Source organism: Pedobacter sp. MC2016-05, assembly GCF_026239735.1.
GTDB lineage: Bacteria > Bacteroidota > Bacteroidia > Sphingobacteriales > Sphingobacteriaceae > Pedobacter.
In genome coordinates this window covers 1-17346 of sequence record NZ_JAPIVT010000035.1, presented here as the reverse complement: position 1 = coordinate 17346, position 17346 = coordinate 1, and the positions used below count along the sequence as shown (strand labels likewise).

The 17346-nt window shown below is 40.2% G+C and carries 9 protein-coding genes; 7 read left to right on the top strand and 2 right to left on the bottom strand.

From position 1 onward, the window contains the following. Positions 1-438: 438 nt before the first annotated feature. The 4 genes from OQZ33_RS23775 (at position 439) to OQZ33_RS23760 (ending at position 7002) form a co-directional block, all read left to right on the top strand. On the top strand, positions 439-1044 hold the full coding sequence (locus OQZ33_RS23775; RefSeq protein ID WP_265802044.1) for a TetR/AcrR family transcriptional regulator: 606 nt from the start codon (positions 439-441) through the stop codon (positions 1042-1044). 73 nt (positions 1045-1117) lie between these two features. Beyond that, complete coding sequence (locus OQZ33_RS23770; RefSeq protein WP_265802042.1) at positions 1118-2314, top strand: efflux RND transporter periplasmic adaptor subunit; 1197 nt, start codon at positions 1118-1120, stop codon at positions 2312-2314. Positions 2315-2411: 97 nt separating this feature from the next. Next, positions 2412-5609, top strand: a complete 3198-nt coding sequence (locus OQZ33_RS23765) for an efflux RND transporter permease subunit (protein ID WP_265802040.1) — start codon at positions 2412-2414, stop codon at positions 5607-5609. Then, a complete protein-coding gene (locus OQZ33_RS23760; protein ID WP_265802038.1) occupies positions 5596-7002 on the top strand; it encodes a TolC family protein in 1407 nt (468 codons plus the stop codon). Before OQZ33_RS23765 ends, OQZ33_RS23760 begins: the two co-directional genes overlap by 14 nt. 226 nt (positions 7003-7228) lie before the next feature. Here the strand turns inward: OQZ33_RS23760 and OQZ33_RS23755 are convergent, their stop codons facing one another. Beyond that, positions 7229-8755, bottom strand: a complete 1527-nt coding sequence (locus OQZ33_RS23755; RefSeq protein WP_265802037.1) for a PAS domain-containing sensor histidine kinase — start codon at positions 8753-8755, stop codon at positions 7229-7231. Between the two features lie 258 nt (positions 8756-9013). On the opposite strand from OQZ33_RS23755, the gene mnmE reads away from it, so the two are divergent. Then, positions 9014-10372 carry a tRNA uridine-5-carboxymethylaminomethyl(34) synthesis GTPase MnmE gene (gene mnmE / locus OQZ33_RS23750; protein WP_265802035.1) on the top strand — a complete coding sequence of 453 codons (1359 nt, stop codon included), beginning with the start codon at positions 9014-9016 and terminating at the stop codon, positions 10370-10372. Positions 10373-10745: 373 nt separating this feature from the next. On the opposite strand, the gene OQZ33_RS23745 is transcribed toward mnmE, so the two are convergent. Continuing rightward, positions 10746-13835: a beta-L-arabinofuranosidase domain-containing protein gene (locus OQZ33_RS23745; protein ID WP_265802033.1), complete on the bottom strand. Its 3090-nt coding sequence runs from the start codon at positions 13833-13835 to the stop codon at positions 10746-10748. 340 nt (positions 13836-14175) lie between these two features. Here OQZ33_RS23745 and OQZ33_RS23740 point away from each other — a divergent pair, with 340 nt between their 5' ends. Both OQZ33_RS23740 and OQZ33_RS23735 read left to right on the top strand, forming a co-directional pair. After that, positions 14176-14364 (top strand): hypothetical protein, encoded by a 189-nt coding sequence (locus OQZ33_RS23740; RefSeq protein WP_265802032.1) that lies wholly within the window; start codon positions 14176-14178, stop codon positions 14362-14364. A 193-nt stretch (positions 14365-14557) separates the two neighbouring features. Next, positions 14558-17296, top strand: coding sequence for a DUF5695 domain-containing protein (locus tag OQZ33_RS23735; RefSeq protein ID WP_265802030.1), 2739 nt, complete (start codon positions 14558-14560; stop codon positions 17294-17296). The last annotated feature ends 50 nt before the right edge of the window (positions 17297-17346 follow it).

Genomic DNA, 17346 nt, shown 5'->3' with positions numbered 1-17346 from the left:
ATTTCGAGCGCAGTGGAGAAATCTTTGTCTTAGTGGTTGGTATTTTACCATCCACGTGTTTATGATCGTTTCGGTTGATGAGACACCAACCGATGGAAAAAAGTATTAAATTCATTTTCATTGTCATCATTTCGACCCTAGTGAAGGAACTTTAAAGCAAGTTTGGCATGATTCAAAGATTTCTCAATTGCGCTGCGCTTCATTCGAAATGACGATGAGTTGCTTTCCAAAAAGAAAAACGTCTGCTTGTCACGATTTTTGTGAGTCACCAAAATCTGTCTACAATATTAATTACTTCTAGAATCCTTGTTTAAACTATCTGCAGGTAATAGTTACCATGTCCAAATTTCATTTGACAATTCAATGATTGTCAATTTCTGAAATGGTTCTACATTTGCTTAACGGTGTTAGATTATTTACACTTAATAAATTCCAGTCATGGGAAGCAAAGAAAGAATTTTACGTTTAAAAGAAGAAACCAGAACCAGTATTCTGGATGCAGCCTTGAACATTGTTCAAACGGAAGGGTGGCAGGCTTTAAGTATGCGTAAAATTGCCGACCAGATTGAGTATACAGCGCCGATCATTTATGAATATTTTCCAAATAAAGAAGGTATTTTGCTGGAATTAACAAGAAGAGGTTATCAGATTTTGGGCAAAGCGATTCGTGAAGCCCGTGATGATCACGAAAAGCCTGAAGATAAAATGGAAGCCATGTGGGTAGCCTATTGGAACTTTGCTTTTTCACACAAAGAATTTTACCAGTTAATGTATGGTGTGGATATGGTTTGTTGCACAGTGAAAAATTCTATGCAAGAAGCTGAACAAGTTTCTGCCATGCTAGGCGATGTGATTGAATCTTTATTTACAAACAAACCAGTATCTGAAGATGATATCTGCATGAAGTACTATACCTACTGGTCTATCATTCACGGGTTAATCTCAATCAATCTAGTACGCCCAAATGGTAGAACAACTGACGATCTTAACCAACAAATTTTAAAAGACGCCATCAAAGGTATCACGCTATCTATTAACAGTTAAAAATTTTTTAATCTATCATTTAACACTGTTAGATTATTTATACACTTTAAATCCATAATAAATTATATTTCATATGAATGCTATCCATCGCCTATTTATTTCACTTAACACTGTTAAACAGTTTAATAATGTTAAGTCAGTGTTAATTTTATTTACACTCTCTGTAGCTTTAGTAAGTTGTAAATCATCGCCTGACCAAGCTGCAGCTGCACCACCACCGCCTGTTTTGCCTGTTAGTATGGTCAATGAAAGCACAGAAACAACTTTCATCGAATACCCAGCATCTATTCAGGGAGCGGTTGATATTGATGTTAGACCACAAGTTAGCGGTTATTTACAAAGCGTGTTGGTTAACGAAGGAGCCTTTGTTTCAGCTGGGCAAACGCTTTTTAAGATCAATGAAAACCCATACCGTGAAGCACTGAACAATGCAAAAGCAAGTTTGCACGCAGCGGAAGCTGCCATTCTTAATGCACAATTGGAAGTTGATAAGCTAACACCACTTGTTCAGAATAAGGTTGTTTCTGAGTTTCAGTTAAAAACAGCTAAAACAGCCTATAAAATTGCCCAGGCAAATGCCGAGCAAGCTAGAGCAAGTGTCGCTTCAGCCAAAATTAACCTGGGTTATACCAATGTTAAGGCAACGGTTAGTGGCTACATCGGCCGCATACCTAAAAAGCAAGGAAGTTTGGTATCGCCAACCGATCAAACTGCTTTAACTCAATTATCTGATATCCACGAAGTGCATGTTTACTTCTCACTTGCAGAAAACGATTTCAACAGTTTCAATACAAATTATCCAGGTAAATCTCCTGCAGATAGAATCAAACATCTTCCGGCTGTTGAGTTGGTTCTTGCCGACAATTCTATCTATCCGATCAAAGGAAAGATTGATATGATTGATGGTCAGTTTGATAAAAACACTGGTGCAATTACATTAAGAGCAAGTTTTCCAAATGCCAGCGGAACTTTACGTTCGGGAAATACAGGCAAACTTCGCCTTGGTTTGAAACACGATGATGCCATTCTAATTCCTCAGTCGGCTACTGTAGAAATGCAGGATAAAGTTTTTGTATTCGCTTTGAACAAAGGCAACAAGGTGAGCAAAATGCCTATCACTGTTATCGGTAAAAGTGGAAACAACTACCTGATCAAAGACGGCGTAAAATCTGGCGACCAAATCGTGCTAAGTGGCTTAGATCGTTTGCAGGAAGGACAGGTGATTACCCCTGAAAAAGCTACTGATAAAGCAGCGAGCTTAAAGAAATAGTTGGGAGTTTGAGGTCTTGAGTTTGGAGGAAAATTCCTTGATTTCGAGACTAAAAAACTTAAAGCATACAATAAGAACAAAAAATAAATAAAAAACAATGTTCAAGATATTTATACAAAGGCCGGTACTGGCAACCGTAATCTCCATTTTATTGGTGATATTAGGTGTACTTGGTCTTACGAAGTTGCCTTTGCAACAATTCCCTGATATTGCGCCGCCATCGGTTTTGGTTACAGCTGTATATCCGGGTGCGAATGCCGAAACGGTTTTACGTTCGGTTGCACCATCGCTAGAAGAATCCATCAATGGGGTAGAAAACATGACTTATATGAGTTCTACTGCAAGTAACGATGGTTCGTTAGCCATTACCGTTTTCTTTAAATTAGGTACAAATGCAGATCAGGCTGCGGTAAATGTTCAAAACCGTGTGGCCCAGGCTACGAGTCAGTTGCCGACCGAAGTGGTACAACAAGGGGTAACCACGGCAAAACAGCAAAACAGTTTCATCATGGCCATTGGTTTATACACCGATGATGAGAAGAAATATGATCAGACTTTCATTGCCAACTATGCCCAAATCAACATCATCCCGGAGATCAAACGTATCCCTGGAGTAGGTTCGGCCGCTATTTTTGGTGGAGTAAAAGATTATTCGATGCGGGTTTGGTTAAATCCAACCCAAATGGCTACTTACCAGGTTACGCCAAATGAAATCATGAAAGCCATTCAGGATAAAAGTTTGGAGGCAGCTCCAGGTAAATTTGGCGAAAAAAGTAAAGAGGTTTTCGAGTATGTAATTAAGTATAAAGGTAAACTAACTAAACCCGAAGAATATGAAAATATAGCTATACGTGCAAATGCCGATGGTTCTGTTTTGCACCTGAAAGATGTAGCGAGGATAGAACTTGGGGCTTATTCTTACAACAGTATTACCCGCATCAACGGTAAAAAAGCGATCGTAATGGGCATTATCCAGTTGGCGGGGTCCAACTCGAACGATATTCAGGTTGCGATTAACAAGCTGATGGATAAACAGGAAAAAAGTTTTCCAGCCGGAATTAAAAAGAATATTTTCTACAGTACAAAAGTTTCTTTAGATCAATCTATTGAGCAGGTAGAGCATACTCTTGTTGAAGCCTTTATATTGGTATTTATCGTGGTATTCCTGTTTCTGCAAGATTTCCGCTCAACCCTGATCCCAGCTATTGCTGTTCCAGTAGCCATTTTAGGTACTTTCTTTTTTATGCAGTTGTTTGGATTCTCCATCAATCTGTTAACACTTTTCGCCCTCATTCTGGCCATTGGTATTGTGGTTGATGATGCGATTGTCGTGGTGGAAGCAGTGCATGCGAAGATGGAGCACAAGCATTTAGGTCCGAAAGCGGCAACCCATGAAGCGATGCATGAAATTACCGGTGCCATCATTTCCATTACTTTGGTTATGGCTGCGGTATTTCTACCTGTCGGTTTTATGGAAGGTTCAACAGGCGTATTTTACAGGCAGTTTGCCTTTACCATGGCCATCGCCATTGTAATTTCTGCAGTAAATGCGTTGACTTTAAGTCCGGCACTAGCGGCCTTGTTTCTAAAAGACAATCATTCCACACCTAGTGACAAGCCAGCTGTTAAACCAAACTTCAAGCAAAGGTTTTTCAACGGGTTTAACCACAGTTTTAACTCCTTAACTAACCGTTACGTTGGCGGATTAAAGTTTTTGGTTCGACACAAATGGTTGAGCATGGGTGGTTTAGCGTTAATTACATTGGCGACGGTTTTTATGGTTAAAACTACTCCTGCGGGCTTTATTCCAACCGAAGATCAAGGTTTTATTGCCATTGCAGTAAACACGCCTTCGGGAACTTCATTGGATGGAACGCAGAAAGTAATGACACAAGCAGAGGATTTGTTGAGCAAGCTTGATGCCTCAAGAGATGTTACCGCCATTTCCGGCTTCAACCTTTTAACCAATTCTACCAGTCCATCATCGGCTGTAGTGTTTGTACTCTTGAAACCAAATGAAGAACGGGGTGCTGTAAAAAATATTGAAGAGATTATGAACCAGGTTCGTGGTCAATTAGGTGCCATCTCTGGTGGAAGTTTCTTTGTATTCAGTTTCCCAACCGTACCAGGATTTAGTAATGTGGAAGCGCTGGATATGGTGCTTCAGGATAAAACAGGTGGTAAACTGGATAAGTTTAGTGGCATTTCGCAAGAGTTTATTGGCGAGTTGATGAAACGTCCGGAGATTGCGGTAGCTTTTACGAGTTTTAAGGCAGATTATCCACAATTACAACTGGATATTAATGATGAAAAAGCCGATCAGCTGGGCGTGAATGTGAAAGATATTCTGCAAACGATGCAAACCTATTTCGGTAGTGCACAGGCTTCAGACTTTAACCGCTTTGGTAAATATTATCGTGTTGTTGTTCAGGCTGATGTTCAGGACAGGGCAGACCCATCGACCATTGACAGGGTATTTGTGAAAAGTAACCGGGGCGAAATGGTACCGATTAACACGCTGGTGAAATTGAGCCGTATTTATGGTTCTGAAACCGCGTCGAGATATAATTTGTTCAACTCTATCTCTATCAATGCCATTCCAAAACCAGGCTATAGTTCAGGACAAGCAATTAAAGCCATTGAAGAAGTTGCGGAGAAACAATTGCCTGCCGGTTACAGCTACGAATTTTCAGGACAAACCCGTGAAGAGATTTCTTCAGGCGGACAATCTACCGTGATATTCTTACTGTGTCTGGTATTTATTTACTTCCTGCTTTCGGCACAGTATGAGAGTTATATCTTACCATTGGCGGTAATTTTATCTATTCCTGCCGGAATATTCGGGGTATTTGTTGCGATTGGTTTAACGGGAATCCAAAATAACATTTATGTACAGGTAGCATTGATTATGTTGATTGGATTGCTCGCCAAAAATGCAATTTTAATTGTGGAGTTTGGTGTTCAACGAAGGAGGGCAGGACAGCCCTTGGTGGCTGCGGCTTTAGAGGCTGCAAAATCGAGGCTCCGTCCGATCATTATGACTTCCCTGGCTTTCATTGTTGGTTTGATACCGATGATGGGGGCAACTGGCCCATCGGCGCAGGGTAACCATTCGATTAGTATCGGGGCTGCCGGAGGTATGGTTTCGGGGGTATTTTTAGGTTTGTTTATCATTCCTGTACTCTTTGTCATCTTCCAGGCCATCCAGGAAAAATTTTCAAAAAAATCACAAGAGGAGGTTCCACATTATTATGAAGAAGCTCCTATAAATCATGAATTATATGAAACGGTTTAATATTCTTACCATCCTGCTCCTTGCTTTAATCTGGAGCGGATGTTCAGTTTCCAAAGATGTATCCTTGCCAAATCTTGTGCCGGGGTTATTTAGAAACGCCATACAAAAAGACTCTTCGAGTGTTGGAGATTTGCCTTTAAAAAACTTCATCAACGACCTTACGGTTCAAAATTTAATTGATACCGCTTTGGTTAAAAATGTTGATATGCAACTTGCTTTGAAAAACATCGATGCTGCAGAAGTTTTGTTCAAACAGTCGAAGTTGGGTTATTTACCAGAATTGAAGTTGCAGGTTGCCGCGAGTTCCAGCCGCCCATCTGATAATAGTTTGAACGGCTTAAGTTTGAACCAGTTTACTGGCTCAACTCATATTGAAGACTATACGGCCAACCTTGGCGTACTTTGGGAAGCCGATATCTGGGGTAAAATCCGCAATCAAAAAGCTGGCGCTTTAGCCAGTTTTTTGCAAACCGAAGAAGCCCGTAAAGCAGTTCAAACCAGATTGGTAGCCAATGTTGCACAAGGCTATTATAATTTGTTGATGTTGGATGCGCAACTGGAAATCGCCAGGAAAAATTTAAAGCTAAACGATAGCACTTTGCGGATTATCAATTTACAGTTTGATGCCGGGCAAGTTACTTCGCTTGCTATTCAGCAGGCAGAGGCGCAGCAGTTAAATGCAGCGCAACTGATTCCAAGATTGGAGCAAAATGTTACTTTACAGGAGAATGCGCTGAGTGTTTTAATCGGCATCTTGCCAAAGGCAATAGATCGTACGAGCCGTTTGGATAAAATGGCTATTCCACAGGATTTGAATGCGGGCTTTCCTTCCTCACTGTTAAGTCGCAGACCCGATATTAAATCTGCAGAGCTGGCGCTGAATGTAGCCAATGCCAAGGTTGGGGTGGCTACTGCAAGTTTATATCCTTCTTTAGTGATCAGCGCAAGTGGTGGGGTTAATTCTTTCAAAGCAAGCAACTGGTTTAGCATGCCGGCATCATTATTCGGGTTAGTTTCCGGAGGAATTACGCAGCCGATTTTCCAACGGGGACAGCTGAAATCTAACCTGGCACTGGCAAAGATTCACCGCGAAAAAACGGTTATTCAATTCCGCCAGTCGGTGATTAATGCGGTAGGTGAGGTTTCTGATGAGTTAACAAAAGTAGAAAAGTTAAAAACACAATACAGCATTGCTGCCAAGAGGGCACAAACGCTACAGCAGGCTTCGAAAAATGCAAGCTTATTGTTTAAAAGCGGTATGGCCAACTACCTGGAGGTAATTACTGCCCAGGGAAATTTGTTGCAAAGCGAACTGGAGTTGACCACCATTAAAACAGAGCAGTTAAATGCCGTGGTGGGTTTGTATAGAAGTTTAGGCGGAGGCTGGAATTAGCCCCCATCTGCCCTGCGGGCACCTTCCCCCTGAAAGGGGAAGCATAGCATGATGGAAAGGGCGGTGTGCAATAGGGTTGTTATGTTTGTTATAATCCTATTAAGAAATGCGAATGCTCAATGTTTTTAATTACTCTTTCCTAATATAAATAAAAAGCACAGAGAATCTTGTTTAGTGTGATCAGTTCTCTGTGTTTTTTTTTGTGAAATCTGAGTTTCCTCTGTGGTTAATGTTCTAAACTGTACCCACATTTCCTTAACCAAACCATTGCTTCATCTGCAGAATGGAAGAATTCAATTTGTGAAGTTTTTTCTTCGTTATCGACACTTTTTTGTGCTGATAATTGGCTAAATACACTGGCTGAGAAAATCCAAGCGAAGAATTGCAGGCCTGCTAGTTCCATTAATGGCAGCCAGGTTTCTGCGGCCCAATCAGATGCCTCAGACCAGGTTCCTAAAACGAGGCGATTGTCGTTAAATACTTTTGAACGAGGATTCGCTTTTAAATATTCAATCATTAATGCGCCTCCATGTTTAACAGATCGCATGTCTTGATGGCCCACCCATTCCACGTACATGATGTCATCATTTTCGGGGCAGGAGATGGTCAGGTATCGATCTTTATAATGATCTGTAGTTCTCATTTCGGGCACAATCGGTCGGCTAGGGTCTAAAGGTAATTTAAAGGAGAAAACGGAACCCTTCCCTAGCTCGCTTTCTATCCAAAAACTTCCACCATGACGTTTGATGATTTCTGCAGAAATAAAAAGGCCTAAACCCAAACCATCGAAACGGGCAGAAGAATTGTCAGCCCGATAATAACGATCGAATAATTTACCCAGATGCACTGTTTCGATGCCTATCCCAAAATCCGTTACGGAAACGATCACATTTCCATCCTTTAAGGCCGTGGTAACCACCACGCGATCTGCATCAGGCGAATATTTTACCGCGTTGGAGAGGAAATTTTGCACCACTTGTTCTAAGCGGTAATGATCGCCCTCAAACTGAAGATCGAGCTGGTTATCCAGGATGATCTGGTGATTGGGCGAAAGTTGCTGCATTGCGGTGATGGCTTCCTGTAACATCAGCGAAAAGTTGAAACTTTCGATGTTCAAGAGCATTTTTCCCGCATTGATTTTACTCACATCCAGGAGATCTTTAATCAATTTTTCGAGCCTGCTCAACTGGCCTTCCGTACGCAAAAGGTAGGCTTTAATGGCTTCGTCTTCCACTTTGCGAAGCAACATCTGGTTATAGCCTTTTATGGAAGTGAGCGGCGTTTTGAGTTCGTGGCTAGCAATGGAAATAAATTCATCCTTACGGAATTCGATGTTTTTGTGGTCTTGTATATTGGTATTGGTTCCCACCCAAAAGTTGGGTTTACCTTCGCGTTTTACCAGTACGGCCCTTGCCAGGTGCCAATAATAGTGGCCGTCGGCAAATCGCAACCGGAACTCTGTGGTATATTCTTTTTCTGTTTTGAGCGATTCGTGCCAAATATGTAAGCTTTCGGAAAGATCTTCGGGATGTAGAAAGGATTCCCAACCGCTTTGGATGATGGTGGATTGTTCATGGCCGAAATCACGGCAAATGGTATCGTTCACATAATCGATCATGCCCTCAGCGTCTGCTTTCCAAACCTGTTGCGGAAGCGCATTCAGGAGGAGCAGTGAGGTGAGGTCGTCCCCATTTGGATTGAAGTTTTCGGGGAATTTTTGTGCCTCATCCGGTGCATCACCAATGTTTTTCATCTTCAAATTTAGCGAAAGGGCTAAAAATAAATGCTTCTTAAAGTAAAAAAAATGTGGTGTGGAGATAAATCAATATTTTAATGCAGGTAGTGTATTTATGCTTCTGATCTGGTTTTGCAAACTTGGACCTGTTTAATATTTTCCGAAGAATGCATTGGGTTCATTGAGCGAAAGTGCCGGAGGAAATGCGAAAAAATTACCCTTTACCCACGTTATCCTATTTAAATAGCCTTATTTTTGCGGTTAGAAAAAGGAAACATGAATAATCAAGATACCATTATTGCGTTATCTACCCCATCAGGATCGGGCGCCATTGGCGTGATCCGTTTATCTGGACCGGATGCTATTGAACTTACTAATGCTGTTTTTGCCGGTAAGAACCTGGCGGAACAGGCTTCACATACTTTGCATTTTGGTTTAATTAAGGATGGCGATCATATTGTTGATGAGGTGGTGGCCGGGTTATTTGTTGCGCCAAAATCGTATACCAAAGAAAATGTGGTGGAAATATCCTGCCATGGTTCCAATTATATTATTCAGCAAATTATTAATCTGTTGATTGCCAAAGGTGCAAGAGCAGCCAAACCTGGCGAATTCACTTTGCGGGCATTTTTGAACGGGGCTTTTGATCTCAGTCAGGCAGAGGCCGTGGCCGATTTGATTGCCTCGAACTCGAAAGCATCACATGATGTAGCCATGCAACAGATGCGTGGAGGTTTTGCCAATGAGTTGAAAGCTTTGCGGGAACAATTGATTCATTTTGCTTCAATGATTGAGCTTGAGCTGGATTTTGCTGAAGAGGATGTAGAATTTGCCAACCGGGAACAGCTGACGAATTTAGTAAATAAAATCAATCATGTTTTGAGGCGCTTGATTTCTTCGTTCGAGATGGGGAATGTAATCAAAAATGGTGTTCCGATTGTGATTGCCGGCAAACCTAATGTAGGTAAATCGACCCTTTTGAATGCCTTACTGAATGAAGAACGGGCTATTGTTTCTGACATCGCAGGTACCACCCGAGATACTATTGAAGATGAACTGACGATAGGGGGCATTGTTTTCCGCTTTATTGATACCGCCGGCATCCGGGATACTGCCGACATCATTGAGGCTTTGGGCGTAGAGCGGACGCTGGAGAAAATGAAGCAGGCGAAGCTGATTATTTATATGGCCGATGCTGCCCAAAGCATCGCTGAAATTGAGGAGCAGGTGAGGGGACTCAGCCAATTGGAAATTCCCTATCTGGTTCTGGTTAATAAAGCAGATTTAATCATCCCTGATCAACGAAAAGCCTATGGAGATATAAATGTTGTTTTCATTTCAGCTAAAGAAAAGCAAGGAATAGACGAGTTGAAAAACACCTTGTTGGAGCAGGTTAATCTGCATCATATTAACACGAGTGAAACTTTAGTGACTAATATCCGCCATGTAGAAGCTTTAAAACAAACCGAAAATGCTTTGCAACGTGTACTGGCTAATGTAGATAATCCGGTTACGTCTGACTTTTTAGCGATGGATATTAAACAAGCTTTACACTATCTGGGGGAAATTACGGGTACAGTTACTACCGACGACTTACTGGAGAATATTTTTACCAAGTTTTGTATCGGAAAATAACATGTTTTTTTAATTTTATAAAAAGCTATCCGGTGTTTATCAACGAGCTATACTAAATAATTGACAGGCTTTGCTTGCTTACACCAGTTTTTTTAGCGTGTAAATTGGATTAACGAATACAGTTTATTCCATCAATTTTTTATGATCAATTATGATGTATGCCTTAAGATGCCTTTATCCTGCCTTCATCATGCCTTAGGGATGCAATGGGCCTGCAGTAAGAAGCCTAGCCTTGATGGATAGCCTATTGGTTAAATTGTAATTTTAGAATTAATGCATTGCTGTTTTTGGGATTGGTTAAAAATCCTAAATATCCTCATTAATGTTTAGCGGCTAAGTATAAAACGGTGTATTGCATGTTTTTAATGCAGACTTATTTCAGTGTTACATCTAAATAAACGGAATGGCGGCCATAGGTATTGTAAAATGGTTTGAATACAGCATCACCAATTGTAAACTGTAATTCTTCAGCATTTCCTGTAATACTTTTACTAATATCGTTTGCATCAAGCGTTATTTTTCGCCAATCTTTTCTGGCTTCAGGTTCTTGGGCAGCTAATAAAATGGGCCCGTAAAATAAACTGGCCACGTTTTGCTGATCCATAACCGGATCGAGATAGAAGGTAAAAGGCATTTTCAATTCAATGGTATCGTTGTTTTTCCAGTTTCGATTTAATTTGATATAGCTGCCGGGCTTAGCATCGAATTTTTGTGTTACTCCGTTTATTTTTACAAAGAAACCTTTGCTTGCCCAACCTGGTACACGCAAATTAACATCAAACTTTCCATTGCCCTTTATGATTAATTTGGTTTCATCTTTTTTTGGAAAATCCGTGATCTGTTCAATCTTTATCTTTTTTTCCGTCCAATCTAATACCGATGGAATATATAGATTTACAAATAGCGCCTGGTTATCTTTACTTTTAAAATAGATCGAATTCTGCAGTTTGGTACTACTTTCTATCGCTGTACCATTGCAACAGGTAAAACCGGTCATGTCGGCGTTACCAAATTGCTTTATTGATCCGGGCCGGAGTGGAACGTGGTAAGTATTTGCCGGACTGTTTTCGGCCACTGAGGCTAAAATGTGATTGTATAAACCACGTTCATAATAATCCATTAATTCTCCCCTTTGATCATAAAGAAAAAGATCTCCGGTTAATTTTAACATGTTGTAAGTTGCGCAGGTTTCGTTTTGTCCACCTTCAGAGAAACCATTTTCGTAAAGCGATGCCGGCTGCGCAATAAAACATTCGGCATTTGCAGGGTTTCGTGCACCCGCTACTCCTCCAATGCTATACATGTAATCATCAATCATTTTATGCCAAAAGTTATCGGCAATTCTATAATATTCAGGGTTGTTGGAGGCACGATACATTTCTATACTGCCCACAATTTGCGGGATGTGCTGGTTGGCATGTAAGCCTCTGAAAATATCAACATTTTTAGCCAAGCCATGCGAGTGGGCTGTATCGCCGTAAAACACTTTAATGTTATCAAACAACTGTGCCGTTTTAAGATGCTCTGGTTTTTTTGTTATTCGATACAAATGCGCCATAGACTCATTCATGCCACCAAATTCACCTGCGATGTAGGTGTTCCACATTTTTATAAGTGTTTCCTGCGGTACACGACTTAAGCGGGCGTAAACCCAATCGCCCATATTTGAAGCTATTTCAAGTGCTTTTTTATTTCCGGTTACTTCATAAACATCAATTAAACCTGCTAAAATTTTGTGTAGTGTGTAATATGGTGCCCAAACCTGATTTTTTTGACCCCCATATTTTGCGCCTCGCTCCAACATAATAAACTGATCAGGCGGATAGGCACTGATAAAGCCCTTGCCCCAATTCCAGTAATCCGTTCTGATCCCGGCGCCGCTTAAATCAGAGTCATAATCTGTTTTACCCGGTCCTGGAGGAATTGCAGTAGGATCGGCGATATAAGTACCACCTTTTTTTTGTGGTTTACCAGATAATTGTGATAATTCATAAAGCGTATTGACCATATAATCCATTTTTTTGGCGAAGACCGCTTGTAATGCTGGATCATAGGTTGTGCCTGCATAGGCCTGCGCAATTGCTGAAAGGTAATGTCCGGTTGCATGGCCGCGTAACTTGGTATCTTCCGTATCCCAAACACCTAAAGGTTTAGCCTCATCAGGTTGCTTTTGCCCGAATGCATGGCGAAACATATATAGAAATGAATTCGGATCGGTTTTAGCTAATGTAGTTAGAAATTTGTTCCGATTTTCGAGAAACTTTGTCTCATGCCCATCTGCATCTGTTTTGAGCGACACCTGATTTAGCTGAAAAGGTTCTAATTTTAATGATGGTGAAATGGACGGATTTGCATCTTTTACGGTAACAGCTGCGGTTGGTTTGAAGTTTGTACCAGGAACACTTCCTATGATGTTGTAAGTACCCGGTTTTAAAACCGATGCGTTATCTGTTGGTGAAGGCCAGATGACACGGACTTTTGGGCCAGCACTTGTATTCTTATAAGTTCCGGTAACATAAGCAGGTAATCTTGGTAAGTTTCCTGTTGACGTTGTCACCTTAACATTCGCTACACTGGTTAAATTAGCATTGTAAAGTTGCGCCGTATTCGTTGCGAAAACAGGAAGATTATCTTCAGGTTTACTGTTCGTATTCACCTGACTATCATTATCGCCTTTATTCGCATTTCGATAAATGCCTGCAATCTGCCTGCCATTTAGCGGAACACGGTAAATTCGAAAGTCGTGTAACAAGGCATTAAGATTTGGATTACCATCTATAAGTGATTTCCCAATGTATAGAACGTTTTTGTTTTTACCTGATTGGCCAAATACAGCAGCGAGATCTAATTTTATATTTTGAGTATTGCCTACCGGTTTTCCATCTAAATAAGTCATGATTAATTTTGAAGGGATATCAATCACTATGGCAAAATTTACCCATTTGTTAACTGGCAATGATGGTGAAACCACACTGTTTTTAGTTTTATCTGTTGCAAGGTATGCTTGAAAACCCTCTTCACTTTGGATCCCAAAAGGGGCAGCAAAAAAATGTTGAGTGCTGTTTTTTCCAAAATCCAGAAGAAACTGGCCGGATTGTTTTGAACGGAGATATACCCAGCCTGTAATACTTAAAGATTCTAAATCATTTAAGGCTTCTGATGGCAGGTTGAGGAAGGAATTGTTTTCGCCAGATAATGAAAGCACCACTCCAAAACGTGTATCATTTATAAATTTAATGCCATTGCTGGCAGATTTCGCGTGTAAATTATTTCGTGACCAATCCTTTAAATCTCCATTGAAAATATATCGGGCGCTCATGCCGGTCTCGCCAATGCCATCTAGTATCTGATCGCCACTTTGTGCCCAAATTTTATTGATATTGCACATCGACAGGAATAAGATTAAAGCATAGACTACCAGGTAAGTTTTATTTCTATGGGTAAACGAAATTGATTTGCTCATGTGTTTTTAGTTATTGTATGAGTTACTATATCCTGATCATAAATCCCTGATAATGGCGTTACAAATTATCGTTACTTTCAATGGATACTGAATCATTTTAAATCAGGATAAAATTATAAATAACATTGGCGCTTTTATGATTATTTTTTATCAGATAGCTACATGATTTTAACAAACTGTAAATGGCTTAACGGTAAACGGGTGAGCCTGTAGGGATCTGCAAATCTGCAAAGTTTCCATTCTTTCATTTTCTAATATTTTTCGCTACCTTGGGATAAGCAATTCATTCATCAATATAAAATTGCTTCACCTACCATAAAAACTTATTGATCAAATCAGCATGAGAATCGAAAACCCTAAAGATGCAATGTCCGATTTTGTTATCTCTCATTTCGGCCTGTTTAAAGCACAGGATCATGAATTTATTGATGTTTCGGAGCAAAAACAGCATACTTCTGAAGCAATCTCCAGCCTAGGATTGCTTTCGAAATTCAAACTGTTTTTTATCAAGCTAGTCAACATCAAATAATTTCAATAAGATCAGTTTCTTTTTGTGCGGAGAAAAAATCATGGTAAACAGCTGTGAGATAGCAACTCAATAGTAACCATAATTAAGCCTATTATTTCCCGATTTTACCTAAAGTAAATGGAGTTGGTAAACCTTTGTTTATTAAGACTATTTTTGGTTTTGCATTATGTTTTCAGCTAATCGTTAATCAACCATGAATATACATTTACGCCTATTACAAACCCTTATTTTAACTTGTATTTTTACTTTTACAGTTAACCATTTAAACGCACAGTCGCCCTGGGTTAACTTGTCAAAAAAGCCTTCTACGTTAGATTTAAATAATGGGTTTCTATCGTTTGATGCCGGTGGATTTAATCTGAAACTGGTAAAATCATCACAAACTGTAGCGGGTTTGAAACCGAAAAATGTGGAGGGTTTCGATTTTGTGCCGAGTGATAGCTTAAAGGTGAGGAGTTCAGATGGTTTGTATCATCTTGGGGATATCAATTTTCGATTAAGAATTGCTGGCGAGGTAGAATGGAAAAAATATAATAGTGCGGCACAGCGCAAACAGGTTCGGGCATTGCCTGTTGCAGGGAAGGTATTTGCGGCAGCTGATCTTTCCGCAACTTTTCCGGCTGATAATCCATTGGCGGTAAAGCGGATCTGGGAAGTTTACAATGGCAAACTTTCTTTAAAATTTGAACTGAAAAATAAAACCGCTACTCCTGTAGAAATTGGTGCCTTGGGTATCCCGATGATTTTTGATAATATATTAGAAGGAAGAACACTGGAGCAAACGCATGCTAAAAATGTTTTTTATGATCCATATATTGGCAATGGTGCTGGTTATTTGCAGGTAACGCGATTAAGCGGACAGGCGCCTTCATTAATTGTAGCGCCAGTTGGCGAAACTCCTTTCGAAGCCTATAACCCCCTTAACGATGATCGCACACCCAGGGGAATTGCCTTTGAAGGCTTTTATGAGTGGATGGTGCATAGCAAAGCATATGCAGAAAATGAATGGAAAACCGCAGAACAATGGAATAGGCCAACATCAATCATCATCAAACCTGGAGAGACGAAAACATATGCTTTGCAGTTTATTTTATCGGGTAAAGCGGAAGATACAGAACGTACACTCGTTGAAAATAAAAGGCCAGTTGCAATAGCTGTTCCCGGATTTGTAATTGCGCAAGATGTTAATGCCAAATTATTTATTCATTATGATAAAAAAATTAAATCGATTACCTCTTTTCCTGAAAATGCCTTAACCTTTGCTGCTTTGCCAACAACTAAAAATGGCTGGAAAACTTATGCTGTAAATGGAAAATTATGGGGAAGGGCAAGGTTATCTATCGTTTATGAAGATGGTTTAGAACAAACTATTAACTACAAAGTAATTGCTCCTGAAAAAGATGTAATTTCCAGTTATGGAAAGTTTCTAACCACAAAACAATGGTTTGACCAACCTGGCGATATTTTTAAACGATCTCCATCGGCCATTACTTATGATTACGAGAAACAACAGCAAGTGGTGCAGGATAACAGGGCGTGGATAGCGGGACTCAGCGATGAAGGTGGAGCAGGTTCATGGTTAGGAGCAATAATGAAACAACTGGTGCAGCCTGATCAGGCTGAGATCAATAAGCTGCAAAAATTTGTAGATACTGTAATGTTCGGACAAATACAGCTGAAAGATGGTCCGAAAAAATATGGTGTTAAAAAAAGTTTGTTTTACTATGAACCCGATTCAATGCCTAAAAACACCTACGCAACTGATTTAAATTTTAAAGTATGGTCTGCCTGGCCTAAAAAGGAAGCTGATAATTTAGGCCGTTCATACAATTATCCTCATGTGGCCGCTGCTCATTGGATGATGTACCGACTGGCTCGGAATTATAGAGGTTTGGTGAGCCAATCGACATGGAAACAGCATTTGATCGATGCTGCAGAAACCGGTTTGGCTATGGTAAATATTGCACCTTACTATGCACAATTTGGCCAAATGGAAGGAACTGTTTTCTATCTGATCTTAAATGACCTGAAAAACGAAGGTTTGAATGATGAGGCAGGAAAATTAGAGGAAGCCATGAAAAAGAGGGCTAATCACTGGCGTTCCCTTCAATATCCTTTTGGTAGTGAAATGCCTTGGGATTCTACCGGGCAGGAAGAAGTTTACGTATGGTCTAACTATTTCGGCTACGATGATAAGGCAAAAGTAACCCTTGATGCGATTCTAGCTTATATGCCTGTTTTACCACATTGGGCATATAATGGCAATGCCCGTCGCTATTGGGATTTTCTTTATGGCGGCAAGCTTCAGCGGGTAGAAAGAATGATTCACCACTATGGTTCTGCCTTAAACGCTATTCCTGTATTGATGGACTACAGAAAAAATCCGGATAATTTTTACCTTCTACGTACTGGTTATGGTGGATTAATGGGCTCCATTTCTAACATTACCAAAGATGGATTTGCACCTGCTGCCTTCCATGCTTATCCGTCAACTTTAAAAAATGATGGTATTACAGGCGATTATGGATCTGGATTTTTTGGCTATGCCGTTAATACTTCTTCTTATATTCTGAAGCATCAGGATTTTGGCTGGCTGGCTTTTGGGGGGAACTTAGAAATTAAGGGGAACAAGGTAAATGTCGAGCTTACCAACGCTGCCAAATCTTCAGTTTATATTGCTCCAATTGGTTTATGGATTGCATTAGATGCAGGAAAAATAGAATCTCTGAGTTATAATATTTCATCAGGTGAAGTTTTGCTAAAGGTTCAAAAGGCAGATGATTTTACACCTGAAGCAATTGTTAGGATTTCTCAGCCTGCAAAATTATCTGGTGTTGCTACTTATCAGATTAAAACGCCGGGTAAGCAGGAGCGGGGAGCAACAATGATTAAACTTTCTGAAGCTTCTACAACAACGATCAAAATTCAATAATTATATCCCTGTCTTTTTTGGGAAAGCCCTGCGACTTGCAGGGCTTTTTC